At 73.0% G+C, this 25949-nt stretch carries 29 protein-coding genes; 21 read left to right on the top strand and 8 right to left on the bottom strand.

The window, feature by feature from the left end; genetic code table 11:
- The first annotated feature begins 158 nt into the window (after nucleotides 1-158).
- Complete coding sequence (gene tmpA, locus ACZ47G_RS18995) at nucleotides 159-1736, top strand: 2-trimethylaminoethylphosphonate dioxygenase (RefSeq protein ID WP_465744069.1); 1578 nt, start codon at nucleotides 159-161, stop codon at nucleotides 1734-1736.
- Nucleotides 1737-1766: 30 nt separating this feature from the next.
- Here tmpA and ACZ47G_RS19000 read toward each other — a convergent pair whose 3' ends face one another.
- A complete protein-coding gene (locus ACZ47G_RS19000) occupies nucleotides 1767-2546 on the bottom strand; it encodes a GntR family transcriptional regulator (RefSeq protein ID WP_465744070.1) in 780 nt (259 codons plus the stop codon).
- Between the two features lie 328 nt (nucleotides 2547-2874).
- Here ACZ47G_RS19000 and ACZ47G_RS19005 point away from each other — a divergent pair, with 328 nt between their 5' ends.
- The 11 genes from ACZ47G_RS19005 (at nucleotide 2875) to ACZ47G_RS19055 (ending at nucleotide 11890) form a co-directional block, all read left to right on the top strand.
- The gene (locus tag ACZ47G_RS19005) at nucleotides 2875-4047 is read left to right on the top strand and encodes an ABC transporter substrate-binding protein (RefSeq protein WP_465744071.1); all 1173 of its coding nucleotides are present in this window, start codon (nucleotides 2875-2877) and stop codon (nucleotides 4045-4047) included.
- Between the two features lie 8 nt (nucleotides 4048-4055).
- Entirely contained in the window at nucleotides 4056-5027 is a 972-nt protein-coding gene (locus tag ACZ47G_RS19010) for an ABC transporter permease (protein WP_465744073.1), read from the top strand.
- Entirely contained in the window at nucleotides 5027-5836 is an 810-nt protein-coding gene (locus ACZ47G_RS19015) for an ABC transporter permease (RefSeq protein ID WP_465744404.1), read from the top strand. The genes ACZ47G_RS19010 and ACZ47G_RS19015 overlap by 1 nt, the downstream gene beginning before the upstream one ends.
- A gap of 31 nt (nucleotides 5837-5867) precedes the next feature.
- Entirely contained in the window at nucleotides 5868-6959 is a 1092-nt protein-coding gene (locus tag ACZ47G_RS19020) for an ABC transporter ATP-binding protein (RefSeq protein ID WP_465744075.1), read from the top strand.
- Between the two features lie 85 nt (nucleotides 6960-7044).
- On the top strand, nucleotides 7045-7779 hold the full coding sequence (locus tag ACZ47G_RS19025; protein ID WP_465744077.1) for an HAD family hydrolase: 735 nt from the start codon (nucleotides 7045-7047) through the stop codon (nucleotides 7777-7779).
- 7 nt (nucleotides 7780-7786) lie between these two features.
- On the top strand, nucleotides 7787-8107 hold the full coding sequence (locus ACZ47G_RS19030; RefSeq protein ID WP_465744079.1) for a DMT family transporter: 321 nt from the start codon (nucleotides 7787-7789) through the stop codon (nucleotides 8105-8107).
- An 85-nt stretch (nucleotides 8108-8192) separates the two neighbouring features.
- The gene (locus ACZ47G_RS19035; RefSeq protein ID WP_465744081.1) at nucleotides 8193-8684 is read left to right on the top strand and encodes a hypothetical protein; all 492 of its coding nucleotides are present in this window, start codon (nucleotides 8193-8195) and stop codon (nucleotides 8682-8684) included.
- A gap of 120 nt (nucleotides 8685-8804) precedes the next feature.
- Nucleotides 8805-9134, top strand: a complete 330-nt coding sequence (locus tag ACZ47G_RS19040; protein ID WP_380458935.1) for a WXG100 family type VII secretion target — start codon at nucleotides 8805-8807, stop codon at nucleotides 9132-9134.
- A gap of 30 nt (nucleotides 9135-9164) precedes the next feature.
- Complete coding sequence (locus ACZ47G_RS19045; protein ID WP_465744083.1) at nucleotides 9165-10775, top strand: WXG100-like domain-containing protein; 1611 nt, start codon at nucleotides 9165-9167, stop codon at nucleotides 10773-10775.
- A 2-nt stretch (nucleotides 10776-10777) separates the two neighbouring features.
- Nucleotides 10778-11353: a hypothetical protein gene (locus ACZ47G_RS19050; protein WP_465744084.1), complete on the top strand. Its 576-nt coding sequence runs from the start codon at nucleotides 10778-10780 to the stop codon at nucleotides 11351-11353.
- 372 nt (nucleotides 11354-11725) lie between these two features.
- Nucleotides 11726-11890, top strand: coding sequence for a hypothetical protein (locus tag ACZ47G_RS19055; RefSeq protein WP_465744086.1), 165 nt, complete (start codon nucleotides 11726-11728; stop codon nucleotides 11888-11890).
- Nucleotides 11891-11936: 46 nt separating this feature from the next.
- Here ACZ47G_RS19055 and ACZ47G_RS19060 read toward each other — a convergent pair whose 3' ends face one another.
- Nucleotides 11937-12101, bottom strand: a complete 165-nt coding sequence (locus ACZ47G_RS19060; protein ID WP_465744088.1) for a hypothetical protein — start codon at nucleotides 12099-12101, stop codon at nucleotides 11937-11939.
- 90 nt (nucleotides 12102-12191) lie between these two features.
- Between ACZ47G_RS19060 and ACZ47G_RS19065 the strand changes: the two genes are divergently transcribed.
- Nucleotides 12192-12425: a hypothetical protein gene (locus ACZ47G_RS19065; protein ID WP_465744090.1), complete on the top strand. Its 234-nt coding sequence runs from the start codon at nucleotides 12192-12194 to the stop codon at nucleotides 12423-12425.
- 151 nt (nucleotides 12426-12576) lie between these two features.
- A complete protein-coding gene (locus ACZ47G_RS19070) occupies nucleotides 12577-13233 on the top strand; it encodes a hypothetical protein (RefSeq protein ID WP_465744092.1) in 657 nt (218 codons plus the stop codon).
- Between the two features lie 11 nt (nucleotides 13234-13244).
- Here ACZ47G_RS19070 and ACZ47G_RS19075 read toward each other — a convergent pair whose 3' ends face one another.
- The 3 genes from ACZ47G_RS19075 to ACZ47G_RS19085 form a co-directional block, all read right to left on the bottom strand.
- Entirely contained in the window at nucleotides 13245-13760 is a 516-nt protein-coding gene (locus ACZ47G_RS19075) for a pyridoxamine 5'-phosphate oxidase family protein (protein ID WP_465744094.1), read from the bottom strand.
- A 164-nt stretch (nucleotides 13761-13924) separates the two neighbouring features.
- The gene (locus ACZ47G_RS19080; RefSeq protein WP_465744096.1) at nucleotides 13925-14587 is read right to left on the bottom strand and encodes a phosphatase PAP2 family protein; all 663 of its coding nucleotides are present in this window, start codon (nucleotides 14585-14587) and stop codon (nucleotides 13925-13927) included.
- Nucleotides 14587-15252 (bottom strand): DedA family protein, encoded by a 666-nt coding sequence (locus tag ACZ47G_RS19085; protein WP_465744406.1) that lies wholly within the window; start codon nucleotides 15250-15252, stop codon nucleotides 14587-14589. Before ACZ47G_RS19085 ends, ACZ47G_RS19080 begins: the two co-directional genes overlap by 1 nt.
- Before the next feature lie 165 nt (nucleotides 15253-15417).
- Between ACZ47G_RS19085 and ACZ47G_RS19090 the strand changes: the two genes are divergently transcribed.
- From ACZ47G_RS19090 to ACZ47G_RS19100, 3 genes are all read left to right on the top strand, one after another.
- Complete coding sequence (locus ACZ47G_RS19090; protein WP_465744098.1) at nucleotides 15418-15891, top strand: BlaI/MecI/CopY family transcriptional regulator; 474 nt, start codon at nucleotides 15418-15420, stop codon at nucleotides 15889-15891.
- Nucleotides 15891-17093, top strand: coding sequence for a M56 family metallopeptidase (locus ACZ47G_RS19095; RefSeq protein WP_465744408.1), 1203 nt, complete (start codon nucleotides 15891-15893; stop codon nucleotides 17091-17093). Before ACZ47G_RS19090 ends, ACZ47G_RS19095 begins: the two co-directional genes overlap by 1 nt.
- A gap of 184 nt (nucleotides 17094-17277) precedes the next feature.
- Complete coding sequence (locus tag ACZ47G_RS19100; RefSeq protein ID WP_465744100.1) at nucleotides 17278-18795, top strand: GAF domain-containing protein; 1518 nt, start codon at nucleotides 17278-17280, stop codon at nucleotides 18793-18795.
- Here the strand turns inward: ACZ47G_RS19100 and ACZ47G_RS19105 are convergent.
- Entirely contained in the window at nucleotides 18714-19214 is a 501-nt protein-coding gene (locus tag ACZ47G_RS19105; RefSeq protein WP_465744102.1) for an SsgA family sporulation/cell division regulator, read from the bottom strand. The genes ACZ47G_RS19100 and ACZ47G_RS19105 overlap by 82 nt on opposite strands.
- A gap of 329 nt (nucleotides 19215-19543) precedes the next feature.
- Here ACZ47G_RS19105 and ACZ47G_RS19110 point away from each other — a divergent pair, with 329 nt between their 5' ends.
- The 4 genes from ACZ47G_RS19110 (at nucleotide 19544) to ACZ47G_RS19125 (ending at nucleotide 24110) form a co-directional block, all read left to right on the top strand.
- Entirely contained in the window at nucleotides 19544-20842 is a 1299-nt protein-coding gene (locus ACZ47G_RS19110) for a hypothetical protein (protein WP_465744104.1), read from the top strand.
- A 205-nt stretch (nucleotides 20843-21047) separates the two neighbouring features.
- Nucleotides 21048-22364: a TerD family protein gene (locus ACZ47G_RS19115; protein WP_465744409.1), complete on the top strand. Its 1317-nt coding sequence runs from the start codon at nucleotides 21048-21050 to the stop codon at nucleotides 22362-22364.
- Between the two features lie 242 nt (nucleotides 22365-22606).
- Nucleotides 22607-23572 carry an SGNH/GDSL hydrolase family protein gene (locus tag ACZ47G_RS19120; RefSeq protein WP_465744106.1) on the top strand — a complete coding sequence of 322 codons (966 nt, stop codon included), beginning with the start codon at nucleotides 22607-22609 and terminating at the stop codon, nucleotides 23570-23572.
- A gap of 46 nt (nucleotides 23573-23618) precedes the next feature.
- Complete coding sequence (locus ACZ47G_RS19125) at nucleotides 23619-24110, top strand: GNAT family N-acetyltransferase (RefSeq protein WP_465744108.1); 492 nt, start codon at nucleotides 23619-23621, stop codon at nucleotides 24108-24110.
- 21 nt (nucleotides 24111-24131) lie between these two features.
- On the opposite strand, the gene ACZ47G_RS19130 is transcribed toward ACZ47G_RS19125, so the two are convergent.
- Nucleotides 24132-24824: an RraA family protein gene (locus tag ACZ47G_RS19130; RefSeq protein WP_465744109.1), complete on the bottom strand. Its 693-nt coding sequence runs from the start codon at nucleotides 24822-24824 to the stop codon at nucleotides 24132-24134.
- Nucleotides 24825-24998: 174 nt separating this feature from the next.
- On the bottom strand, nucleotides 24999-25928 hold the full coding sequence (locus tag ACZ47G_RS19135; RefSeq protein ID WP_465744110.1) for a proline dehydrogenase family protein: 930 nt from the start codon (nucleotides 25926-25928) through the stop codon (nucleotides 24999-25001).
- Nucleotides 25929-25949 lie beyond the last annotated feature (21 nt).

Consider the following 25949-nt stretch of genomic DNA (forward strand, 5'->3'; position numbering starts at 1 on the left):
CCGGCCACCGATGACTCGCCGCGGGCAGCCCTCACCACAGTTCCCGCAGCGTTCACCCGCCCGGCACGCGGAACTCACCGGGGGCAGGCAAGCTCCCGCCCAGCGGGTGAAGTTGGCTATACAACTTCACCCCGAGGAGCCCGCCTAGGAGGACACCCGTGACCGAGCAACCGCCGCCCTACTGGCTGCGCGACAACTGCCCCTGCGCCGACTGCCGGGACCCGCGCAACGGGCAGAAGCTGTTCCGGATCGACGACCTGCCGCCGGACCTCACCATCGCCGCGAGCAAGGAGATCGACGGCAACCTGGAGGTGCTCTGGTCGGACGGCCACCGCTCCCGTTACCCCCTCGCATGGCTGCACGAGGAGGCCGAGAGCGACGGGCGGACGGAAGAGGACAAGCGGCTCTGGGCGGCCGCCGACTTCGCCCGTGGCATCCCCGAAGCCGAGTGGGAGGCCTACCTCACCGACCCTGCCGAGCAGGCGGCGGTGCTGGGAGCCGTCCGCCGCAGCGGCTTCGCGGTGCTGCGCGGGGTGCCGGCCGTGGAGCGCCAGGTGCTGCGGGTGGCCGAGAGCTTCGGGTACGTGCGGGTCACCAACTACGGCGAGCTGTTCGACGTCCGGGTCGAGCCGGATCCGAACAACCTCGCGTTCACGGACAAGGCCATCGCCCCGCACACCGACAACCCGTACCGGGACCCGGTCCCCACCCTCCAGTTGCTGCACTGCCTGGCGAACTCGGCGACCGGCGGCGACTCCGGCCTCGTCGACGGATTCAAGGCGGCGGCCCTGCTGCGGGACGAGTCCCCCATGGCCTTCGCGACCCTCACCCGCACCCCCGTCCCCTTCGTCTTCCGCGACCGCCGCACCGAACTGCGCGCCGACCGCCCGCTGATCGACGTGGACCCACAGGGAAGGATCCGCGAGGTCAGGTTCAACAACCGCTCGATCGGCACCCTGCGGGGAACCGACCGTGAGGCCTTCTACGCCGCCTACCGCCGCTTCGCCGCGATCACCCTTCGCCCCGAGTTGCGGCTCACCTTCCGCCTGGACCCCGGCGACTGCCTGATCTTCGACAACACCCGTCTGCTGCACGCCCGTACCGCCTTCGAGCAGGACGGCCGACGCCACCTCCAGGGCTGCTACGCGGACCTCGACTCACTGGCGAGCACCCTCGCGGTGCTGCACCGCCGCACCGCCGCCCTGGACGAGCTGGCCGAGCTGTTCGCGGGCGAGGGCGCCGGGGAGTACCTGGGCGAGGCGGTCACCATGGCCGAGCACATGCTGCAGGCCGCGGCCGCCGCCGAGGCGGCCGGGGCGCCGGACCACCTGGTCGCCGCCGCCCTGCTGCACGACGTCGGCCACTTCCGAGGTCCGCTGCACGGGCGTGATCTGATGGAAGGTCAGGACAACCGGCACAGCCACAGCGGCGCCGACTGGCTGGCCCGCTGGTTCGGCCCGGAGGTCACCGAGCCGGTCCGGCTGCACGTCGCCGCCAAGCGCTACCTGTGCGCCGTCGAGCCCGGCTACCGCGCCGGCCTCTCCGAGGCCTCCGAGTACACCCTCACCGTCCAGGGCGGCCCGATGGACGCCGACGAGGCCGCCGCGTTCGCCGAACTCCCGGGTGCCGTCGACGCGGTGGCCGTCCGCCGGTGGGACGAGCAGGCCAAGGAGCCCGACGCGAAGACGCCGGACTTCGAGCACTACCGCCCGCTGCTCGCCTCCCTCATGCGCTGAGGAGCGGAGCGCGCCCGGGAGCGGCGAACCTCAGTCCAGCTCCCGGGCGTGCCGCGAAAGCGCCGACGTGGCCAGCGAGTTGTGCACGCTGAAGGCCACCGTCCCGGGCAGGTAGCGGTCCTGGGACCACTCCACCGGGGTGCCGGTCGGGTCGGTCGTCCGCCGCCGCTCGCGCAGCAGCGGGCCGCCCCGGCGGCAGCCGAGCAGCCGGGCGTCCTCCGCGTTGGCGGCGACGATGTCGATGGTGTGGTCGGCATCGGTGAACAGGATGCCGTGCTCGCGCAGCACCTCGGTGTGCGAGACCACGTCCGGCGGCAGCTCGGCGACGATCTCGCCGACCCGCGGCGGGTAGACGGTGCGCTCGACCATCACCGGAGTGCCGGACAGGGTGCGCAGCCGGACGGTGACGTACACCTCGGCGCCCGGCTCCAGGCGCAGTTGCTCGCGCTCGGCGGCGTCGGCCGGGCGGCGCACCAGGGAGTCCAGGATGCCGCCGGGCTCCTCGCCCATCGAGTACGCCCAGTGGGTGAAGCTGAGCAGTTCGGAGAAGCTCTGCACCCGGGCTCCGCCGAGCACCACCCGCCGGGTACCGCGGCGGGAGGTGACCAGCCCGTCCGAGCGCAGCACGGCGAGTGCCTGGCGGACGGTGCCGCGGGAGACCCCGTACTGCTCGGCCAGCGCGCCCTCGGCGGGCAGCCGGCCCGCCTCGCCGAACGCGCCGGTGGTGATGGCCTCGCGCAGGTCGGCGGCCACCTTGCGGTACAGGGCTCCGGCCTCGCGCTCCACGGGGCGCCCGGGCTCTACTGCCACGTCACTCAATTGTCCCTCCAGGGGCGGTGTCCTGCGCAGCCGTGCCGGCGCGGACAGCCCGACCCTATCCCGCTGCGCGGTTCGAGCATCGCACCGAACGGATCACGCTCCGATGGCCGGATTCCACCGTTCCCGCAGCCGACCCCGGCGCTGGGCCGTCCGTTCACCTTCCCGTCACCGGACTCCGGGTTACTTACCCCCGTCAGCGAAGTTGGCTAGTCAACTCGGACGGTTCCGAACTCACCTCGGACGGCTCCGAACCGCCGCTCGCCTGATCCCCCCGATCAAGACACCCGTTTGCAGTTCCCCCTTCTCAGGAGACTGACCCGTGTCCGTGCACCGCGCCCGCACCGCCGCCCTCGCGGCCGTCCTGACCGCCGCCGCGCTCTCCCTCACCGCCTGCGGTTCCGCCGGCTCGTCGTCCGCCAAGGCCGGCAGCAACGACCTCGCGGGCGGCAAGAGCGCCAAGACCGCCACCTCGGTCGCCGACTTCGGCGGCATGGACGCCCTGGTCGCCGCCGCCAAGAAGGAAGGCAAGCTGCACGTCATCACGCTGCCGCGCGACTGGGCGAACTACGGCAAGCTGATGGACGGCTTCAAGGCGAAGTACGGCATCGACATCGAGGACGAGAACCCGGACGGCTCCAGCCAGGACGAGATCAACGCGATCACCTCCCGCAAGGGCCAGGACCGCGCCCCCGACGTGGTCGACCTGGGTGCCGCGTTCGCCACCTCCGGCGGCAAGCAGGGCCTGTTCGCCCCCTACAAGGTCGCCGACTTCGACAAGATCCCGGCCTCCATGAAGGACGCCAACGGTCTGAGCTACAACGACTACGGCGGCTACGTCTCGATCGCCTGCGACGCCAAGAAGGTGGCGGCCTGCCCGAAGACCTTCGCGGACCTGCTCAAGCCCGAGTACAAGGGCATGGTCGCGCTCAACGGCAACCCGACCAAGGCGAACGCCGCGTACAGCGCCGTCATGGCCGCCGCCCTGGCCAACGGCGGTTCGCTGGACAACATCCAGCCCGGCATCGACTTCTTCGGCAAATTGAAGCAGGCCGGGAACTTCAACCCGGTCGAGGTCACCCCGGCGACCATCGAGAAGGGCGAGACCCCGATCAGCGTCGACTGGTCCTACCTGAACGCCGGCTACACCGACAAGTTCAAGGACAAGGGCATCGACTGGCAGGTCAGCATCCCGTCCGACGGCATCTACGCCGCCTTCTACAACCAGGCCATCAACAAGGACGCGCCGCACCCGGCCGCCGCCCGCCTGTGGGAGGAGTACCTCTACAGCGCGGAGGGCCAGAACGGCTACCTGGGCGGTTACGCCACCCCGGCCCTGTTCGACGCCATGAAGGCCGCGGGCACCCTGGACGCGGCCGCCGCCGCCAAGCTCCCGGCCATCGAGAAGCCCTTCACCACCTTCCCCACCGACGACCAGACCACCGCGGCCAAGAAGGTCGTGACGGAGAACTGGGCCAAGGCGATCTCGGGCTGATCTGACTGATGACTACGGCTCCCACCCCGGTGCCGGCCGACGCCTCCGCCGCCCAGAGCGGCGGGGGCACCCCCGGCCCCGCCACCGCCTCCCCCACCATCGCCACGGCCGCCCCGGCCAAGGCCCCCCGCCGGGCCGGCGGCAGCCGCGCCTGGCTCGCCGCCCTCCCCCTGATCCTCTTCTTCGTGATCGGCTTCGGCCTGCCGGCCGTCGCGATCGCCATCGGCGCGTTCACGACCTCCTCGGACGCCCCCGACGGCGGTGGCACCTTCACCACCGACAACCTCACCGGCTCCCTCCAGGGCGCCTACTGGACGGCCCTGTGGGGCAGCGTGAAGCTCTCCCTGCTGACCGCGCTGATCGCCACCGTGGTCGGCCTGCCGCTGGCCCAGGCCGTGGCGACCTCCCGGTTCCGCGCCTTCCGCGAGGCCGTGATGTCCGCCTCCGGCGTGCTCGCCAACTTCGGCGGCGTGCCGCTGGCCTTCATGTTCGTCGCCACCCTCGGCAACGCCGGCGAGGTCACCAGGAAGTTCGGCCTGACCAAGCACGGCTGGAACCTCTACACCTTCACCGGCCTGTCCGTGGTGTACCTGTACTTCCTCGTCCCGCTGATGGTCATCACCATCACGCCGGCCCTGGAGGGCCTCAAGACCCAGTGGCGCGAGGCCGCGTACAACAACGGCGCCACCGGACTCCAGTACTGGCGGCACGTGGCCCTGCCGGTCCTGCTGCCCTCGCTGCTCGGCGGCTTCGTGCTGCTGTTCGGCGCCTCGTTCGCCGCGTACGCCACCGCCGAGGCCATGGTGGGCAGTTCGGTGCCGCTGATCTCGATGCAGATCGGCGACGCGCTGTCCGGCAACGTCCTGGTCGGCCAGGGCAACCTCGCCCTCGCCCTCGGCCTCGACATGATCGTGGTCGCCTGCCTGGTGATGGCCGTGTACCTGCCCCTTCAGCGCCGGAGTGCCAAGTGGCTCGCCTGATCGATCGCATCCGTTTCGGCCGCGGCCTGGTCCTGCTGATCTGCGGGATCTACTTCGCGGTGCCGATGGCCGCCTCGCTGTGGTTCAGCGTCGACGACAACAAGGGCGGCACCACCTTCCGCGCCTACACCGAGCTGCTGAACGCCCCCGGCTTCACCGACAGCCTGGTGCTCAGCCTGGAACTGGCCGCCGTCACCGTGGTGGTGCTGCTGCTCCTGCTCGTCCCGGCGGTGCTCGCCGCCCGGCTCGGCGCGCCGAAGCTGCGCCCGGTGATCGAGGTCATGTGCTCGATGCCGCTGGTCGTCCCGGTCGTCGCCCTCACCACCGGCATCATCGGGGTGCTGCGCTGGGGCCCGGACTACCTCCAGGACACCCCGCTGTTCCAGACCATCGTGGCCATCCAGGACCCGAACTTCCCGATCGTCCTGATCGTCGCGTACGTGCTGATGGCCCTGCCCTTCGCCTACCGGGCCATCGACGGCGGACTGCGCGGCGTGGACGTCGTCACCCTGGTCGAGGCCGCCCGCAACTGCGGGGCCGGCTGGCTGCGCGCGGTGTTCACCGTCGTCCTGCCGAACCTGCGCAGCTCGCTGCTGAACGCCGCCGTCCTCACCGTCGCCCTGGTGCTCGGCGAGTTCACCACCGCCTCCATCCTCGGCTTCACCCCCTTCTCGGTGTGGATCAACTCCAACGGCAAGAGCGACGGCCAGATGTCCGTCGCGGTGTCGATGCTCAGCCTGCTGATCGTCTGGCTCGTCCTGCTGCTGATGTCCGCCGTCGGCCGCGGCCGCAAGGCCGCCCGGTCCTGAACCACCCCACGTTCTCCAGGAGTTACCAGCCATGACCACGGCCACCGCCACCGCCACCGCCTCCCGGGCCGCGACCGCCACCGGCGGCGCCACCGTCGAGTTCCGCTCGCTGCGCCGCGCGTTCGGCGCCACCACCGCCCTCGACGGCCTGGACCTCACCGTCCGGCCCGGTGAACTGCTCGCCCTGCTCGGCCCGTCCGGCTGCGGCAAGACCACCGCGCTGCGCATCCTGGCCGGCTTCGAGCAGCACGACTCCGGCGAGGTGCTGGTCGACGGCCAGGACATCACCTCGATCCCCGCCCACAAGCGCGACGCGGGCATGGTGTTCCAGTCGTACAGCCTCTTCCCGCACCTGACGGCGCTGGACAACGTCGCCTTCGGACTGCGGATGCGCGGCACCGGCAAGGCCGAGCGCCGCAAGCGCGCCGGGGAGCTGCTGGAGCTGGTCGGCCTGCCGCACCGCGCCGAGCACTACCCGCACCAGATGTCCGGCGGCCAGCAGCAGCGCATCGCGCTGGCCCGCGCGCTCGCCCTCCAGCCGCGCGTGCTGCTGCTCGACGAGCCGCTGTCCGCGCTGGACGCCAAGGTCCGCCTCCAACTGCGCGAGGAGATCCGCCGGCTCCAGCAGGAGCTGGGCATCACCACCCTGTTCGTCACCCACGACCAGGAGGAGGCGCTGTCCATGGCCGACCGGGTCGCGGTGCTGCGGGCCGGGAAGCTGGAGCAGTGCGCCACCCCGTCCGAGCTGTACGGCCGGCCGGCCACCGCCTTCGTCGCCGAGTTCGTCGGCACCATGAGCCGCATCCCGTGCACCCGCACCCCGGAGGGCGTCGAGGTACTCGGCCGCCGGCACGCGGTGGACGGCGAGGCCCCGGCCGACGGCGAGCTGCAGGTGCTGGTCCGCCCGGAGAACGTCGACCTCACCCCGGCCGAGAACGGCCCGGCCCTGGTGGTCACCGCGTCCTTCCTGGGCGCCGTCACCCGGCTCACCGTCCGCCTGGACGACGGCACCGAGGTCAAGGCCGACCTGCCCACCGAGGCCGCCGCCGCCCTCCCGGCCGGCTCGCGCGCCGAGCTCACGCTGCCGGAGCGCCCGGTCCTGGTGGACCGCCGCGCCGCCTGAGCAGCCCGTCTGGGATCCTGTACCGCCGCCGGACCCACCGCTGGATCCGCCGAAGAATCACTGAAGAATCACCGAAGGTACCGCCATGCCTGAAACCGTCCCGTCCGAACCCGACCTGCCGGACTCCGTCCTGCCCGCCGACGCCCTGCCCGCCGCGGTCCTGCCCGCCGCGGTCCTCTTCGACATGGACGGCACCCTGGTCGACACCGAGCAGCTCTGGTGGAAGGCCGCCGCCGAACTCGCCGAGGAGCTGGACCACCCGCTCACCGACCAGGACGCCCCCGAGGTGCTCGGCCAAGCCGTCGAGCACACCGCCGCCCACCTGCACCGGGTCAGCGGCACCGGTCGCCCCGAGGCCGAACTCGCCGCCCGGCTGGGCGAGTCCTTCGCCGCCAAGGTCGCCGCCGAGACGGTGCCCCGCCCCGGCGCGCTCGCCCTGCTGGCCGCCCTGCGCGAGGCCCGGGTGCCCACCGCGCTGGTCTCCGCCTCCCCGCGCCTGGTGGTGGACCTCGTCCTCTCGTCCATCGGCCGCGACTGGTTCGCCGTCACCCTGGCCGCCGAGGACACCCCCCGCACCAAGCCCGCGCCGGACCCGTACCTGGCCGCCGCCGAACGGCTCGGCCTCGACCCGGCCGCCTGCGTCGCCGTCGAGGACACCCCGACCGGGGTCGCCTCCGCCGCCGCGGCCGGCTGCGCGGTGCTCGCCGTGCCGTCCACCGCCGTCCCGATGCCCGAGGGCGACCGGATCACCCCGCTGGACAGCCTGGAGCGGGTCGACCTCGCGCTGCTCGGGAAGCTCTGCACCGCCCCGGCCGGTTGACGGCGACATGCCCTACGTTCTGCTCACCCTCGCCATCCTGAGCGAGGTCTGCGCCACCAGCTGCCTCAAACTCACCGAGGGGTTCACCCGCCTCTGGCCCAGCGTCGGGGTGGGGATCGGCTACGCGCTGTCCTTCTACCTGCTCGGCCGCGCGCTCAAGCACATCCCGGTCTCGGTCGCCTACGCGGTCTGGTCCGGGGCCGGCACCGCGGCCGTCGCCGGGATCGGCGTGGTCGCCTTCGGCGAGTCACTGGGGAAGCTGCAGATCCTGGGGATCGCGCTGATCATCGTCGGGGTGGTCGTGCTCAACCTCAAGGGCGGTCACTGACGATCCGTCAGTTCACTTGCCCCGGCCGGGGCGGAGTGTCGGAAACCCCGGCGCCCCGCCCCGGCCCGTTCGCTACCGTGTTCCCATGACCGATCCCAGGCCCCACCACTACCGTTTCGCGCACCGCTCGCTCTCCCACCAACTCCTGGAACTGGGACCGCTGGTGACCACCCCGTCCCCCGACGGCCACCAGCTGCTGCCCGAGCTCGTCCGACTCTGGGACAGCGTCGGCGAGACCGTCCCGCCCGAGGACCGGCTGCCCAGCCACGGCCTCGACTGCCGCCACCTCGAAGCCGACGGCCACCGCCTGCTCCTGGTCACCCTGCCCACCCCGGTCGGCTCCACCGAGGCCTACTTCGCCGCCGTCATCCTCCCCAGGGGCGCCAAGACCGTCCGCTACCTCACCCTGGAACACGCGATCAACCCCTTCGACGGCACCCCCGGCACCGTCCTCGGCGAGTGGACCAGCCAGGGCCACCTCAACCACGGCCAGGGGCCCTCCCCGGTCGACGAACTCTTCGTCGCCGCCGTCATCGAGCTGACCGCCCCCAAGAAGCGCCCCTTCTGGCGCCGCTGACCCCACCCCGCCCCGGACGCGTGACCCATCTCACGCCACCTCGCCGAAACCCCGTCGCCCGTCCTTCCGTCCTGTTCTTCGCACCTTTTCTGATGAACGGACAGTACGGGGGGCGACGCCGTGGGTGATGACGCAGCGAAAGCCGGCGGTCCGGAGTTCAAGATCCGGCCGGGTGAACTGAAGGACGCCGCACCGACCTTCGAGAACCAGAGCAAGGCCCTCAAGGAAGCGCTCGACAAGCTCAAGCAGAGCCTCACCGCGGCCGGCAGCCCCTGGGGCGGCGACAAACAGGGCAACGAGTTCGCGGCGGCCTACAACACCCCGCACGACCATGTGCTCTCCGCGCTCGACGTCCTGGTCAAGGGCCTCGGCAGCATCGGCGAGGGGCTGAAGGCCCACGCCGACAACCACACCGGCGCCGACAACCACGCCAAGAACCTGCTGCCGTGACCCGCCGCAGCTCCGACGAAGGGTCGGCCGGTGGGTGAGTCCACGGTCGCCAAGGCCGTCCAGAAGCTCACCGGCATGTGGTGGCCCGATGCCGACCCCGACAAGCTCCGTACGGTCGCCGACGCCTGGGAGGCGATGGCCACCGCCCTCGACAACGTCACCGTCCCCACCAACCAGGCCGCCGCCGCCATCGTCGCCAACAACCACGGCCCCGCCATCGACGCCTTCGGCACGTTCTGGGGCCGGTACTACGGCGGCAAGGACGGCGCCGGCAAGGGCAAGGGCTGGCTCCCCGAAACCGCCGACGCCTGCCGCGCCCTGGCCAAGGCGCTGCGCGACTTCGCCCACGAGGTCGACAAGGCGATCAAGAAGCTGGAGGAGGAGGCCGCGATCGTCGGCGGCACCCTGGTCGTCGGCACCGCCCTGGCCTTCTTCACCGCCGGCATCTCCGAAGCCGCCGCCGGAGGCGCCGCCGCCGCCATCGTCGCCACCGCGGCCGGCCTGGGCGTGACCGTCTCCGAGGCCATCGCCACCATCGCCGCCACGGTGCTGGTCGGCGCCGCCTTCGGCGCCGTCGAGGCCATCACCGTGGACCTCGCCGTCGCCCAGCCCATCCGCGTCGAGTTCTTCGACGACGGCGGCTACAGCCTCACCGAGGCGGTCGACTCCGCCGAGACGGGCGGCATCATGGGCGGCGCCGGGTCCGGCCTCGGCGCCGGCGCCCGCGTCGTCACCAACGCCGCCGAGGGCGCCGAGAACGCCTCCGTCGCCCTCGCCGGCCTGGCCAAGGTCGCGGGCGCCGCCGACACCATGCCCGGCCGCATGATCACCGGAGCGGGCCTCAGCTACGGCTACGACGCCGCCTTCAAGACCGGCCCGATCATGCCCCTCGACCTCGTCCTCGGCGCCGTCGGCGGCGCGGCTGCGCCCGGGAGCACTCCGAAGCGCCGCCCCGGCTTCACCGGGGCCGAGGCGAACGGCTGGCCGGGCGGCAAGAAGGGTTCCCCTCCGGAACCTTGGATATCGGACTCCGGTTCTCGCTACGCGTCGCCTCCGCAGAACGCTCCGGACGGGAGGGCCGTGGCAGTCTACGAGAAGTACCGAACCAGGACGGACGATGTGATCGAGGTCGCCAAGGAGACCGGCGTCGACCCCCGGATCGTCCAGGTCGCCAAGGACAACCTCATGATCAACCGCCATGATGTCCAGGTGGGGCCCGGCGAGGGCAATATGGTGAAGGACGTCCATTTCTCGCCGGATGCGGCTATTTCCACCCCGTGGAACGGTGCCGTGGGTGGATTCATCAAACGGGACGCCATTCCCGCCCTTCGAGGCACAATCGCTCACGAATATGTCGAGGCAAAACTTATGGAAGCCGGCCTTCCGTACCTTTCCAGTCACCCGGACGCCTGGAAGAGCGACGGCAGTTTCGCCATCAACCCCCAGCATTTCGGCGCGCACAATCTGGCACCGAGGAGCTTTCATCCGGGGGAGGTATCGGCAGAAGGATCGCTCGACCACTGGTGGCGTTACGGGCTCACGCCGCCCACGGAAGCCGTCCTCCCGGACCTCTCGAACCTTGATATCGTGGTCGAGGCCCTTAAGCCACAACTTCGCGCAAAAGGATATGATATCAAGTGAGCATGAATTCTGTTCAGTTGATGGTCGACCGCCTCAAGGGAATCCATTGGACGGCCCACAAGGAAGCGCTCGAAAGGTCCTTCTCTCGCGCAGCACTCATGAAGGAGTACATGCGTCGTACCGCGCTCTGGCTCGACGTCTACGGCGACACCATGTATTGGCCCATCTTCGATCTGGCGGCCATTGTGGCGCCAGAGGTACGGGCCGACCCGGCGGTGATCGCGGATGTCGAGGAATTCGTCGAAGCCGCCTCGAACAGGTGGTACGCCGCTGAAACCTCAGTAGCCGCCATCCAGTGGGCAGCCCTGTCCAACACCCCCGGACTGAACCTCCCCCCGCTGCCTGACCCCTTTGAACCCCTGATCCGGGTTTACGAACGCGGTGGCCTCTTCTCGTTCGCCAATGGCTTCGTCGACTTCGACACGACCATGGTGCCGTGCCGCGACTGGCGCGACCACCTGTCGCCTATCCCCGTCGTCGAACTCGACGATGCCGCCCTCGACGCCCTCGACGAACGAAGCTGGGCCGAACTCCGCGCCCTGGCCGCCCGCACCAACTCCTCAACCGACAGCGGCTGACCGCCACACGCATGACCACAACCCTGCTGGAACGCCTGGCCGCCATCGACTGGACCCACCGGGCAGGCCACGACGCGCACGCGGCCTCCCGGTCCCGACTGATGGTCGAGTACCTCCGCCGAGCCTCATTCTGGGCCGAGGTGCTGGGCGGTCCACCGAGGTGGCCCTACTTCGACATCGCGGGGACCCTGGCCCCGGAAGTCCTGGTGGCCCCGGCGACGGCCGAGCGGCTTGAGAAGTACATCGAGGAGAACGTCGACGGCGCCTCGGCCGAATTCGTCTGCCGCGCGGCCGTCCGGCGGGCGACGCTGCGGGACAACACCGGGGGTGCAACTTCCGGACCTTCCGGACCCTTTCGAGCCCCTCATCGTCTTGTACGAGCGAGGCGGAGAGGTCCTCTACGACGACAGCCGGGCCTTCAACTTCGGCATCCACCGGGTACAGATCAAGCTCTGGCACGAACACCTCTCCCCGGAACCTGCGACGGCCCTCGACCCGGCCACCCTGGACGCCCTGGACAACGAGGAAGTGCATTGAATTCCGTGGGCGGCTCCGGCCTGGCCGGAGCCGCCCACGCTCCGAACTAGCCGAGCTCGCCGGCCTTGATGCTCTGCCAGGCCCCGGCGGTGAACCGGAGGTTGGGGCCGGTCTTGTCCTTCGTCACCGTCGATTGGCGCAGCGCGGCGACCCCCGGCGTCGTGCTCGTCGACCTCGGCGCCGCCCGACCCGACGTCGTCGTCAAGCTCACCCACGTCATCCGCGAGGGCGTCCGCGCCCGGCGGACGCGGCACCCGTGGGTGCCCGCCGTCGGCGAGACCGTCACGATGACGCCTGCCGAGTGGCAGATCACCACCCCGGGGGCACCCCTCGCCCCCGGCCCTCCGCCTTCGCCCTCCTCGGCGCCGCCCTCGCCGTCCCGACGAGCGCCGGCCTCGCCGAACTCGCCGTCCACCCCCTCCGCCACGACCACCCCGGCGCGGCGAACCTCCTCTTCCTCCTGATCACCTGCACCGTCATGGTCGCCCTGATCCACGCCACCTGCGCCACCGCCTGTCGGCGCCGACGACGATGACCAGGAAGTCGGACCGGCCGACTTCCTACTCCCACCGGGAGTTCGTGGCGCCGCCTGCGCCGCCAGCGACGATGACCGGGCACCCCGCCCGAGGGCCGTCGGGATCCGGGCGTACGCTTCCAGCCCGTCGTACCGGGAAGCGGGGGAAGCCATGGCAGGGGAAACGAGTAGACGCGGGGCGGTCGCGCTGACGGTCGGGCTGGTGGCGGCGGTGCCGGCCGGGACGGTGGGGTTGGTGGCGGTGAGCACGTACGTGGGCTTCGGCAGCGCGGTGTTGCTCGGGCTGGTGATCGGGGTTGCCTGGGTCGTGGGGGTGGTCCGGCTGCTCGGGGCGGGGGCGGGCTGCTGGATGGCGGTGTTCGGCGCGGTTCTGTGGCTGCTGGCGCTGGGGTCGGTGGACTCCGCCCGGGATTCGGTGATCCTCAGTACCTCCGGGGTGACCACCACCGCCCGGGTCACGGCGGCGCGCGACTTCCCCCAGGGCAAGCACCCGGACTCGACGTACGACCTCGTGGACGGGAACGGCGTGCCGATCCCGGACGGCACGGTGTTCGCGGGTCTGCGTTCGCACGCGGTCGGCGACCGGCTCACCGTCCGCTACGACCCCAGGGGCGTCGCGGAGGCGCGCCTGCCGGAGAACGTGGACTTCCCGAGGGACGTGGCCATCGCGCTCGGCGTCAACGCCCTCCTGATGGCCGGTACCGCCGGTCTCGGTGTGGCGGTGGTCCGCAACGGCCGCCCGCGCCGGGTGCCGTTCCGCCGAGGGGGCGAGATCGGGAGAACGGGCCCTCTGACCACCGGGCGCTGAGCCACTCGCGGCTACTCCCGCACGACCCGCGCCCGCAGGTAGTTGCGCCGCCCGAAGTTGGGCTCGTCGACCGCCGTCAGGTCCTCGACCTGGAACCGGTAGAGCGCCGCCGCCCCGCCGCCGGTGAGGTACTGCCGCCGGGTGTCCTCGTCCTGGGCGAAGGCCGGGTAGCGCCCCTGGTAGGCCGCGAGGGCGGCCTCCGCCTGCCGCCCCCAGGCCTCGCTCGCGCTGCCGGTCAGCTGGAGTCCGCGCAGTTGTTCGCCGAAGGCGGGCGGCGGCAGGAAGACGGTGGCTGCGGCCCGGGCCTCCTCGGCGAGGTGGTGGCTGTGCCGGGTGGAGCGCTCGCTGACGAAGTACAGGACGAGGTCCTCGTCGTAGGCGAAGAAGGCCAGGTTGGCGTGCGGCCCGTGTTCGTGGCCGGCGGTGGCGAGGGTGAGCACCATGGCTTCGGCGAGCAGGCCTTCGACGCCCTTGTGCAGCAGGTCGCCCGGCCAGTCCCCCTGCGTGATGTCGAGTCGGTACGGCATTCGGCACTCCCTCCGCTGGCGCCCGGTGCCTTCGCGCCCCGGGCACGACTGAGCCGGGCGGGCGCCCCCATCAAGGGCACCGCGCCCGGCTCACATGCTCCACCCGCCGTCCGAAACCGGACAAGGGGCGGACCGCTCGGGAATCGGGACTACCGCACCCGGTACTACCGCGCCCGGTGCGAGGCGTACCCGCGGGTCGCCACCGGCAGCGCGCCGGGCCCGAGCAGCGGGCGCAGCGCGCCTGAGCGCATCTTGTCGACCAGCGGCCCGCAGCGTCCGGCCAGCGGTGCCAGCAGCAGGGCGGCCACGATGCCGACCAGGGCGCCGACCGCCACGTCGTGCGGGTAGTGCACGCCGACCCAGACCCGGGAGGCGGCCATCAGCGCGGCGAAGACGGTGGCGACGACGCCGAGTCGGCGGCTGACGAACCAGAGCGAGATCGCGGCGGCGAAGGCGATCACCGAGTGGTTGCTGGGGAAGGACCAGTCCCCGGCGGTCGGGCAGGTCTCCAGCGAGACGCTGCCGGGGATCTGGGCGCACGGCCGCAGCTCCTCGACCATGCCCTTGAGCACGGAGTTGACGCCGTACGCGACGACCACGATCACCGGCGAGGCCAGCACCCGGGCCATCACCACGGAGTCGGCGCCGCGCGCCCGCCACCAGGCGTAGAGCATGAAGACCGCGAACAGCCCGAGGCCGATCGCCGACCAGACCTTGATCACGTCGTCCAGCCAGTGCGGGGCCGACTGCGCCCACCCGTTGACCCGGGTGTAGAGGCTGCCGTCGATCCCGCTGCCGTCGTAGACGGCCAGAGCCCGAGAGGACATCACACGTCACCTCCGTGACGGCGCGCCTTACGGGCGCGGAACAGTTCAAGAACAATGGGGAGCACGGAGACAACTACTACCAGACCGATGATCGGCAGCAGATACTGGTCGATCCCGGGAATCGAGGATCCGAGCCCGTACCCGGCCAGCACCACGCCGACCGTCCAGACCACGCCGCCCACGACCTGCCAGAGGGTGAACGAGCGGACCGGCACTTCGAGTACGCCGCAGAGCGGATTCAGCACCGTACGGACCACCGGGATGAACCGGGCCAGCACGATCGCCTTGCCGTGCCCGTACTTGGCCAGCAGTTCCTCGGCCCGCGCCACGCCCTCCAGCAGGCTCTTGCGCTCGGTGCGGGAGAGCAGCGCCCGCCCGCCGCGGCGGCCGATCAGGTAGCCGACCTGCGCCCCGGCCAGGGCCCCGACCAGCGCGGCGGGCAGCACCTGCCACAGGTGCAGCTGCGGGCCCTTGGTGGCGCCGGGCACGCAGAGCAGGCCCGCGGTGAACAGCAGCGAGTCACCGGGCAGGAAGAAGCCCACCAGCAGGCCGGTCTCGGCGAACAGCACGACGGCGATGCCGAGCGCGCCGAAGGCGGCGAGCAGCGAGGACGCGTCCAGCGGGTTCACCGCGAGGTGGGAGCCCCCGGCGAGGTGGGACCCCACGGCGAGCTGGGACACCGGATCGGCAAGGAACTGGAGCAAGGCTTGCGGACCTCCCGTACGTTGGGGGGCGGTCCCGCCGCGGTTCGCCGCGGAACGCACCTCGACCGTCTACAGTGGCGTAGACGGTCTACATGACTGTAGACGATAGCTGGAGGAAGCGCCGCCATGTCCGACGTACCGTCCGCCCGCCGGCCCGCCGGGGAGCTGGAGGCCGAGGTGCTGGCCGCCCTCTGGTCGGCCCGGCAACCGATGACGCCGCAGGACGTCCAGACGGCGCTCGGCGGGGACCTCGCCCGCACCACCATCGCGACGATCCTGGCCCGGCTGCACGACAAGGGGACGGTCGAGCGCACCCGGGCCGGCCGCGCCTACGCCTACACCCCGACCGTCCAGGACACCGCGGGCCTCGCCGCCCGCCGGATGCACACCGAGCTGGGCCGCGAGGCCGACCGCTCCACCGTGCTCGCCCGCTTCGTCTCCGACCTCTCCGCCGAGGACGAGCAACTGCTGCGCGCCCTGCTCGGCGACGGAGGTGACGGAGCCCACGGGACCCCTGGAGGCCACGGGACCCACGGAGTCCATGGAGCCCACGGAGCCCACGGAGGCGACGGCCGGCCGGGATCGGCGGGCGCACCGTGATGCTCGCCGTCTGGGCGCCGCTGCTGCTGCCCTTCCTGACCGTCCCGCTGGCCCGCCGCCTCGCCGAGGCGCTGACCCCCCGCGCCGCCGCCTGGCTGCTGGCCGGCACCGCCACCGTCCTGGCCGCCGGCACCCTCTGCTCGCTCGGACTGCTCGCCACCGCCGGACTGCTCCAGCTGCCCCCGGTCGCCGCCCTCGGCCACCTCTCGCTGCCCTGGCTCACCGCCGCCGCGCCCAGCGCCCCGCTCGCCGCCGCGGCGGCCGGCCTTGCCCTGGCCGCGCTCGCCGCACTGGCGGTCCGCACCGCCCGCCGCCGCCGGCGGGAACTACGCACCGCCCGGGCCGCCCTGCCGGCCCCGGTCCTTCACTACGAAACCGGCAGCGAAAGCCAGGGCCTCGGCCACGACCCCGGCCCCGCCCTCGGCCACGGCCACAGCCCCGCCGAGACGGCCGGCGACCAGCATCCGGACATGCGCCCCTGGCCCGCCTCCGTGCGCGGGGCGCGCGCCACCCGGAGCGCGCGGGGCACTGTACGGCTCCTGCCGGGCTCCGCCCCCACCCGGCTCCGCCGGGCCCTGGAGCGGCTCCGGCACCCCGCCGACCACCCGCTCACCGTGCTGGACGACGACCGCGCCGACGCCTTCGCCCTCCCCGGCCGCCTGCGCCGCCCCGGCCGGGCCGGGGAGCCGGGCCGGATCGTGGTCACCTCCGGGATGCTGCGCGCCCTCAGCGGCCCCGAGCGCTCCGCCCTGCTCGCCCACGAGCGCGCCCACCTCACCGGTCGGCACCACGTCTTCCTCGCCCTCGCCGAGCACGCCGCCGACCTCCACCCGGCGCTCCGCCCCCTGCGCGCGCCCCTCGGGTACCACCTGGAGCGCTGGGCCGACGAGGTGGCCGCCGCCCGGGTCGGCGACCGCGCCGTGACCGCCCGCGCGGTCGGCCGGGCCGCCCTCGCCGCGAGCCGCTCGCCCTGGCCGGCCCGCCCCACGCTGGTCGCCGCCGCCCACTCCGGCCCGGTCCCGCGCCGGGTCGCCGCCCTGCTCCAGCCCCGCCCGGCCACCACCCCGGCCACCCGGCTGCGGGCCGTCGCCCTCGCCCTGGCCGTCTGCCTGGCCCTGACCACCGGCGCCACCCTGGAGGCCACCGCCGACCTCCACCACACCGTCGAGGCCGCCCAGCACGAGCCCGGCACGGAACGCTGAAATCCGCCCCGCCGGGCCTCGCCGCAGACCCACCGGACACACCGCGCACCGCCACCGGACCGTTTCCGTACCGACCGGTATGCGGACTTGGCAGACCCCATCCCCACACGCCCACCGCACCCGTACGCTTTCGTCAGCGCGTCGACCCCGGCGCGTCCTCGAACGGCGGCGAGGAGCAACGCGAGTGCGGCAGACCGGACGGCAGTCCCGACGACCAGAGCGCCGCACCCCGCCGACCGCGGCGGAACTGGCCAAGGTTCACGAGCGCACCCTCGACGCCGCCGCCGCCCGCGAACTCACCCTCCCCGAGACCGGCGGACCCGGCGGACCCGGCGGACCGGCCGGCCCGGGCCGCCCCGACCGGCTCGAACCCCGCCCCGAGATCGGCGACTCCTGGGCCCGGCTGCGCCGCCTCGGCCTCGACCCCGACAGCGGCGCCGCCACCGTCCTGCTCGGCCCCGCCGAACTGGAGCAGCGCCGCCGGGCCAGCGGGCTCGACAACGTCATGCCGGTGCTGCGCGAGACCCTCCTCGAACCGGTCGCCCAGGCCCCGCTGATCCTCGCCATCGCCGACGCCGAGGGCCACGTGCTCTGGCAGGAGGGCGAGCGCGGGCTGCGCCGCAGCGCCGACCGGATCGGCTTCGTCACCGGCGCCCGCTGGACCGAGGAGACCGTCGGCACCAACGGCATCGGCGTCGCGCTGCGCGCCCAGCGCCCGATGCACGTCCACTCCGCCGAGCACTACCTGCGCAGCCACCACACCTGGACCTGCGTGGCCGCGCCCGTGCACGACCCGGCCACCGGCCGACTGGTCGGCGCGATCAACCTCAGCGGCCCGGCCCACAACGTCCGCCCGTACCTGCTGCAGCTCACCGCCACCGCCGCCCGGCTCGCCGAGACCGAACTGCGCGCCCACCGGCTGGAGGCGCTGAACCAGCTGCGCACCCTCGCCGCCCCGCTGCTCGCCCGGGTCGGCGGCCCGGCCCTGGTGGTGGACGCGGCCGGCTGGACCGCCGCCTCCGCCGGGCTGCCGCCGCCCAGCCGGCTGCGCGTCCCCAGCGAGGGCTGGGCCCCGGCCGCCGTGCACTGGGTGCCGGGGCTCGGCGAGTGCGTGCTGGAGCCGCTCGCGGACGGCTGGCTGGTGCGCCCGGTCCGCCCGGCCGGGGGCGACGAGCCGGACGGCTCCGGCACGCTGAGCGCCGAACGGGCCGAGGGCGCCCGGATCCTGCTCGACCTGCGGCGGCCGGACCGCCCCGAACTGTCCGTCCGGGGCGCCGCCGACAGCTGGTCGCACCCGGTCAGCCCGCGCCACGCCGAACTGCTGCTGCTGCTCGCCACCACCCGCGGCGGCAGCACCGCGGCGCAGCTCGCCGAGGCGCTGTTCGGCGACGCCGGGCGGACGGTGACGGTCCGTGCCGAACTGTCCCGGCTGCGCCGCTACCTGGGCGGCCTGCTGGCCCACCGGCCGTACCGCTTCGCCGACTCGGTGCTGGTCACCGTGGAGGGGCCGGAGGACCCGTACGACCTGCTGCCCTCCTCCGTCGCCCCCGCCGTCCGACGGCTGCGGGCCGAGCTGGCGGCGGGCCGGGCCCGGCTGCCGGGCGCCGCGGCGCCGGTGCCTCAGCCGCCCGCGAGCAGCGCGAGCAACTGGTCGTCGGTGGGCCCGCAGTCGCGCTCCGCCTCGGCCGAGACCAGCGTGTAGGTGCGGTCCAGCCAGGACTGCACCCGGGGCCTGGAGGCCTCCAACAGGGCGCTGCCGTGCGGGGATTCGAGCGCCAGGTGCAGCGTCGAGCCGTGGCAGGGGCAGTAGGCCGGCCACAGCTTGACGTCGCCCTGGCCGCTCAGCGTGTGCAGTCCGTCGCGCAGCAGGTCGCGGGAGAACACCCAGTCCGCCTCGTCCGGACGCCCCACGTGGAAGGTCAACAGCACCTCGTACGGGCGGGCGGCGTCGAAGCGGAACCGGGTGCGCACCTCGCCGACCACTTCATCGCCCAGCGAGATCCGCAGCACCAGGACCTCCTCCACCGCCGCCGGAGCGGCGGTGGAGCCGCCCCCATCGCCGCCCGTGGGGGTGGCGGCGAGGGGGGCACTGGAGGCTGCGGACAGCGGGTCGGGCGGCATGACGGTCTCTCCGGGAACGGCGCGGGATGCCATCAGCCTGCGCCACCGGCGGCCGGGCGGGCAAGGGTTGCAAGGGGGTTGCAATAATCCCCGACCGGCCCCGCGACCCCTTACCAGACTTATCAGACTGACCGTCAACTTCCTTTCTCCGTACGGGTGTCCGTAAGATCTATGGCTGCTGTCCGCCCTTCGGCCACCCGCTGGTACGCTCTCCCCTCCCGACGCGGGCCCGCCGCGGGACCGGCCCCCGGACGGCCGGATCCGGGCCCGGCGGTGGTGCGTGGGACAATACGGCGACGCGACGGCGACTTCGGGGAGGGAGGGGTCCGGTGGCTGTGCGTGGGGAGACCACGCGGGACGTGCAGCACGAGCCCGCACGGCAGGGTCGGCACGGCCGACCACGCCCGTTCGGCGGCCGGTTCCGGCTGCCCACCCTGCGTTTCTCCGGCGCCGCGATGGCGATGTCCACCGTCGTCGGCATCAGCATCGCCACCACCCTCCTGCTGAACGAGCAACAGGGCATCGGCCGACGGGCCGGCGTCGCCCGGGTCGGCACCAGCCCGCCGCCCAGCCCGAGCGGCACCGACCAGGCCGATGCCGCCACCGACCGGACCCAGGACACCCCCGCGCCCTCCGGCCGTCCGCACACCCCGAAGCCCTCGGGGCACGCCTCGACCCACCCGTCCGGTCCGGCGAACGCCGCGGCCACACCCCCGGCCGGCCTGCGTGCCGGGACGGCGGCCCCGGTCGTGCCGTCGACCGGCGGGCAGGCCTCCGCCGGGCACGACCCGCGGTCCGCGGGCGACTCCCCCGCCACCGACTCCCCCGTGGGCGGTTCCCCCGTGGGCGCCGCCGGGACGGACGGCCGGGCGGACGCCGGGGCCTCCCCCTCCGCCCAGCCGTCCCCGCCCGCCACGCCGCCCACCGGGCAGCCCGGCGCCGGACAGTCCCCGCACCCGCCCGGGCTCCAGCCGACCACCCCGGCCCGCCCGGGGCCCGGTCCGGTCGGCGCCGCCGGCGCCGACGCCCCCGACGCCGGCACCCCGGAGAGCACCGGCAGCCCCGGGAGCACCGACGCCCCCGTTAGCACCGACGCCCCCGTTAGCACCGACGCCCCCAAGAGTTCGGCCACCGGCCGGAACGGCGCCGACAACGCCGACGCCACCACCCCGGAGGCCGACCGGACCCTCACCGGCACCGGCCTGACCACCACCGTCGGCCGCGACGGCATCCGGCACGCCCTGGACCTCTCGGTGGCCGAGCCGGTCACCGCCCTGCAAGCGGAATTCCGACTCGCCGCAGGCGAGTTGGCCCCTGGCAGCGGCGCCGCCTGGACCGATCTGCCGGGCGCCGTGGTGACCACCCAGCAGGAGCGCGGCACCCTGGTCTACCGCTTCACCACCCCGCCCGGCACCGACGTCAAGCCCGGTCGCTACGGCTTCGTGGTGCGCGGCAGCCGCCCGGCCGAACCGTCCGGCCCGATCGGATCGGTGCGCAAGCCGGCTCCGCCGGAGGGCTGGAACGCCGCCGCCTTCGGCATCGAGCACCCCCGGGCGGTCGCCGCACTGGGCGGCTTCGGTCCGCTGTCGCCGCAGCCCGCCCAGCAGTTGGCCCACCAGTCCCACTGAATGTCCCCCTGAACGTCCGGCTGAACGCCCTGGCGAACGCCCCACTGAACGCCCATCGCCTCATCCGATCGTCAGACGATCAGGCAGCTCATGGGCTCATCCCCGCACCCTCGTTCGTTACTGTGGGCAGCACCCGGCCCGACGCCCCACCGGCCCCGGCCCGGGCCGTCGTTCCGCACCCGAGGAGGAGTCCTTGTCCACCGTCCTGACCCAAGGCGGCAACGCACCGCTGACCGCCGCGCGGGTGACCGTCGAGGTCACCGCGCCCAAGGCGCTGGACGTCTCCGGCCTGCTGCTGACCGACGCCGGCAAGGTCCGCTCGGACGCCGACTTCGTCTTCTTCAACGCCCCGCACGGGCCCGGTGTCAGCCTCCGCCCGGCCTCCGCCGGCGCACCGGACGCGATCACCGTCGACACCGCGGCCGTCCCCGCCGACATCAGCAAGATCGTAGTCACCGCCAGCCCGGCCGACCAGTCCGCCACCTTCGCCGGGATCGAGCCCACCGCCACCGTCCGGGACGCCGACACCGGCGCCGTCCTGGTCACCTTCACCCCGCCCCGGCTGGGCCTGGAGACCGCGCTCATCGTGGTCGAGGTCTACCGGCGGGGCGGCGCCTGGAAGGTGCGCGCGGTCGGCCAGGGCTACGCGGACGGCCTGGCGGGCATCGCGACCGACTTCGGCGTCAGCGTCGACGACTCCCCGGCGCCGCCCCCGCAGCCGACCGCCCCCGCGCAGTCTGCCGCCGCCACCGCGCACCCGGCCGCCGACCCGTCCGCGCCGAGCGCGCCGACCGTCCAGATGCACTCCCCCGCCGCGCCGCCGCTGCCGCCCGTCCCCCCGGTCCCGCCGGTCCCGCCGGTCGACCCCCGGATCGCCCTCGCCACCGTCCCCTCGATGCCCGCCGCACCCCCGGCCGCGCCGACCCCCGCCCCCGCCGAGCGCCCCAAGGTCACCCTGGACAAGGGGCGGGTCAACCTGGTCAAGGGCAGCTCCGTCTCCCTGGTGAAGAACGGCCGCCCCTTCCTCTCCTCGGTCCGGATGGCCCTCGGCTGGGAGTCCGCCGCCCGCGGCCGGGACATCGACCTGGACGCCTCCTGCCTCGCCTTCGACTCCAAGCACCAGCGCCTGGAGACGGCCTGGTTCATGAAGCTGACCGTCTTCGACGGCGCGGTCGCCCACTCCGGCGACAACCTGGTCGGCGGGGACGGCGGCGACGACGAGGCGATCACCGTCCACCTGGAGGGTCTCCCAGCCGAGGTCCACGCGCTGGTGTTCGTGGTGAACTCCTTCTCCGGCCAGAAGTTCACCGACCTGCGGAACGCCTACTGCCGCCTGGTGGACGTCCGCACCGAGGAGGAGCTGGTCCGCTTCGACCTCACCCACTCCGAGGCGCGCACCGGCGTGGTGATGTGCAAGCTGGTCCGCCGCCCCACCGGCGAGTGGGAGATGACGGCGCTCGGCGAGTTCGTCGACGGCAAGACCGCCCGGGCGATGATCGAACCGTCCGCCGCCCTCCTCTGACGCCGGGCACACCGCCGGGCACAACGCCGAACGCGACACCCGACGCAACGCCGAACGCGACACCCGACGCAGCCCCGAGCACACACCGAACACCATCCCGAACGTCAAAGCCACGCCCACGATTTCACCCCCCTGGGGCATCAAGTCGTCCACGGATCGACTCGATTGACTCTCAGGGGGGTGAACCGCACTCTCCACCGCGTCCTGCACCCGTACGCCCGTGCACCCGTTGAGGAGAGACCGTGCCCCGATTCCCGTCCCGCCTCGCCGTCGCCGGCACCGCTGTCGCCCTCACCCTCGGCCTGACCGCCCCCACTGCCGTCCACGCCGCCGCCAAGCCCGCCACCCGCGCCGGCGCCCTGAAGTGGGCCGCCCTCGGCGACTCCTACACCGCGGGCGTCATCGAGGCCACCGGCGACCTCACCGAGCCGCAGGACGGCTGCGCCCGCACCACCGGCTCCTACCCCGAGCTGATCCGCCGCGACCTCGGCTCCCTGGTCGACCTGCACAACGTCAGCTGCAGCGGCGCCACCAGCCCGGACGTCCACGTGAACAAGCAGAGCCCGCTCGGCCGCCCGCTCCCCCCGCTCGGCAGCGACCCCAACGCCCCCTACCCGCCCGTCCCGCCGCAGATCGACGCCGTCGACCCGGCGAGCGACGTGGTCACCGTGGGCATCGGCGGCAACGACCTCGGCTTCGGCCAGATCCTCAAGGACTGCATCGAACTCGGCGCCGCCCACTTCGGCCAGGGCACGCCCTGCAAGGACAAGTACGCCGCCCAACTTCCCGGCCGCCTCAACCAGTTGCGCACCGACTACGGCGCCATGCTCACCGCCATCCAGGCGAAGGCCCCGGCCGCCAGGGTCATCACCGTCGGCTACCCGCACCTGGTCCCCGAGGACACCGCCCGCTGCCAGTACGGCAACCTGCTGCAGTTCGCCACCTTCACCCCCGGCGACCTCGCCTGGGCCCGCACCGGCATCCTGGAGCCGCTCAACCTGGCCATCGAGCAGGTGTCCTCGGCCCACCAGGACACCTACGTCGACCTCTACCCCGGCTCCGCCGGGCACAGCGTCTGCGACGCCGACCACTGGCTGGACGGCGTGCTGACCAGCGTCGTACCGCTCAAGTACGCCCTGGTGCACCCGAACGCCAAGGGCCAGTCCTTCGCCGCCGCCCAGGTCGAGAGCACCGCCCTCGGCGGCTGACCGAAAACCACTGGCGCGTCCCGCCGCCGAGGATCATCCTGGCCCGATGCTCATCCGCGAAGCCACCCCCGAGGACTGGCCGGCCATCTGGCCGTTCTTCCACACCGTCATCGCCGCCGGCGAGACGTTCACGTTCCCGCTCGACCTGGACTTCGAGCAGGGCCAGGCCTGGTGGCTGCTCACCGCCCCGCACCGCACGGTGGTCGCCGTCGACGAGGCCACCGGCGCGGTGCTCGGCACCGCCAAGATGAACCGCAACCAGCAGGGCAACGGCTCGCACATCGCCAGTGCCAGCTACCTGGTCGACCCGGCGCACCACGGCAAGGGCATCGGGCGGGCCCTGGTCGAGTACACCCTCGACTGGGCCCGCCGAACCGGCTTCCGCGCCATGCAGTTCAACGCGGTGGTCGCCAACAACCACCACGCCGTCCGGCTCTACCGGTCACTGGGCTTCGAGGTCGTCGGCACCGTCCCCGAGGCGTTCCACCACCCGGTCGACGGCTACGTCGGCCTGTACGTCATGTACCGCCCGCTGTAAGGGAGTTCGCCGTCAGGGACACTACTCCTCGATCGCCCCGCCGACCCGCCGCAGGTGCTGCCGAAAGCTGTACGACGGGTCGGCGGCCCGCCCCTCCAGGTACTCCTCGAACCGGGTCTGCTTCCGCAGGGTGTCCCCGGCGACGATCCGCTCCGCCTGCGCCCGCTCGGTCCGGGCGATCCCGGCGGCCGCCGCCAGCACCTCGCCGGCCCGGTCGGCCGGCACGAACAGCACCCCGTCGGCGTCGGCGAACACCACGTCCCCGACGCCCACCAGGTGCGGCCCGAACCGCGCCGACTCCAGCGCCTCCGGCTCCCGCCCGTCCAGCCGCAGCGGCCCCACCGGCAGCGCACCGTAGCTGAACACCGGCAGCCCGATCTCCACCAGCTCCGGCGTGTCCCGGTGCAGCCCCCACACCACGATCCCGGCCACCCCGGCGGCCCGCGCCTCCAGCACCGCGAGGTCCCCGATGCAGGCCTCGTCGGTCCGCCCGCCGTTGTCGATCACCAGCACGTCCCCGTCCAGCGCGGCCCCGTACGCCTCCAGGAACACGTCCACACTCCCGTAGTGCCGCACCGGCAGCACCCGCCCCGCGACCCGCCCCCCGGCCACCACCGCCCCCACCCCCGCCGGCGCCGCCCGCACCCCCACCCCGAGCCGCACACACGCATCCGCCACCAACGGCGTGGACAGCCCCGCGAACTCCTTCAGCATCCCCAACTCCTCCCATCAAAAGCCCAGTTGACCGGCACCGGGATCCTATGCCAGTCGACCGCGAGAAGTCGCAGGCCAGCGCCCCGCAGTCGGGAGTTTGAAGACAGGCCCTAGGAAACGGAACGGCCCGCACCCCCCGTCAGGGGTGCGGGCCGTTCCAACCTGCCGCCGCGGTCAGCTACGGGTGGCCATGGCGCGCAGGAAGAAGGTGAGGTTGGCCGGGCGCTCGGCGAGACGGCGCATGAAGTAGCCGTACCACTCCTGGCCGTACGGGAGGTAGACCCGCATGGTGTTGCCCTCCTCCGCGAGGCGCAGCTGCTCCTCGGGGCGGATGCCGAACAGCATCTGGTACTCGAAGGAGTCCCGGGTGCGGTTGTTCCACTGGGCCAGCTGGCCGGCGATCTTGATCATGTTGGGGTCGTGCGAGGCGATCATCGGGTAGCCCTCGCCGGCCATCAGGATCTTCAGCGCGCGGACGTACGCGAGGTCGACCTCGTGCTTGCCCTGGAAGGCGACCGACTCGGGCTCCTTGTAGGCGCCCTTGCACAGCCGCACCCGGGAGCCGGCGCCGGAGAACTCGCGGCAGTCGGCCTCGGTGCGGCGCAGGTAGGCCTGGAGGACGACACCCAGCCAGGGGTAGTCCGCTCGCAGCTCGCGCGCGATGGCGAGGGTGGAGTCGGTGGTGGTGTGGTCCTCCATGTCGAGGGTCACCGTGGTGCCCGCGTCGGCGGCGGCCTCGCAGATGCGGCGGGCGTTCTCCAGCGCGATCTTCTCGCCGTCCACCGGCAGGAACTGGCCGACGGCCGACAGCTTCACGGACACCTCGGCGCCGGCCGCCAGGCCGGTCTCCTTGAGGGCCTTGAGCAGGTGCTCGTACGCCTCGGCGGTGCCGGCCGCCTGGGCGGCGTCCTTGGTGTCCTCGCCGAGGTGGTCGAGGGTGACCTTGCGGCCGGTCGCGACCAGGTCGTCGGTCGCGGTGACGGCGTCGTCGAGGACGTCACCGGCGACGAAGCGCTCGACTATCGCGTGGGTCGGGGGGAACTTCTCGACCACGGTGCGGACCTGGGGGGACCGGGAGGCCGCGAGAAGGGCGGAACGGAGCATCGTGACTCCAGGAGCTGGTGT

This window comes from Kitasatospora sp. NPDC030952 (assembly GCF_055571335.1).

Bases quoted from the DNA above. Each gene is read 5' to 3' on its own strand.
- ACZ47G_RS19135 (WP_465744110.1), bottom strand. From the start codon at position 25,928: ATGCTCCGTTCCGCCCTTCTCGCGGCCTCCCGGTCCCCCCAGGTCCGC.
- ACZ47G_RS19025 (WP_465744077.1), top strand. From the start codon at position 7,045: ATGCCTGAAACCGTCCCGTCCGAACCCGACCTGCCGGACTCCGTCCTG.
- ACZ47G_RS19010 (WP_465744073.1), top strand. From the start codon at position 4,056: ATGACTACGGCTCCCACCCCGGTGCCGGCCGACGCCTCCGCCGCCCAG.
- ACZ47G_RS19035 (WP_465744081.1), top strand. From the start codon at position 8,193: ATGACCGATCCCAGGCCCCACCACTACCGTTTCGCGCACCGCTCGCTC.
- ACZ47G_RS19125 (WP_465744108.1), top strand. From the start codon at position 23,619: ATGCTCATCCGCGAAGCCACCCCCGAGGACTGGCCGGCCATCTGGCCG.
- ACZ47G_RS19090 (WP_465744098.1), top strand. From the start codon at position 15,418: ATGTCCGACGTACCGTCCGCCCGCCGGCCCGCCGGGGAGCTGGAGGCC.
- ACZ47G_RS19080 (WP_465744096.1), bottom strand. From the start codon at position 14,587: ATGTCCTCTCGGGCTCTGGCCGTCTACGACGGCAGCGGGATCGACGGC.
- ACZ47G_RS19020 (WP_465744075.1), top strand. From the start codon at position 5,868: ATGACCACGGCCACCGCCACCGCCACCGCCTCCCGGGCCGCGACCGCC.
- ACZ47G_RS19105 (WP_465744102.1), bottom strand. From the start codon at position 19,214: ATGCCGCCCGACCCGCTGTCCGCAGCCTCCAGTGCCCCCCTCGCCGCC.
- ACZ47G_RS19070 (WP_465744092.1), top strand. From the start codon at position 12,577: ATGGCAGGGGAAACGAGTAGACGCGGGGCGGTCGCGCTGACGGTCGGG.
- ACZ47G_RS19050 (WP_465744084.1), top strand. From the start codon at position 10,778: ATGAATTCTGTTCAGTTGATGGTCGACCGCCTCAAGGGAATCCATTGG.
- ACZ47G_RS19030 (WP_465744079.1), top strand. From the start codon at position 7,787: ATGCCCTACGTTCTGCTCACCCTCGCCATCCTGAGCGAGGTCTGCGCC.
- ACZ47G_RS19075 (WP_465744094.1), bottom strand. From the start codon at position 13,760: ATGCCGTACCGACTCGACATCACGCAGGGGGACTGGCCGGGCGACCTG.
- ACZ47G_RS19130 (WP_465744109.1), bottom strand. From the start codon at position 24,824: ATGCTGAAGGAGTTCGCGGGGCTGTCCACGCCGTTGGTGGCGGATGCG.
- ACZ47G_RS19095 (WP_465744408.1), top strand. From the start codon at position 15,891: ATGCTCGCCGTCTGGGCGCCGCTGCTGCTGCCCTTCCTGACCGTCCCG.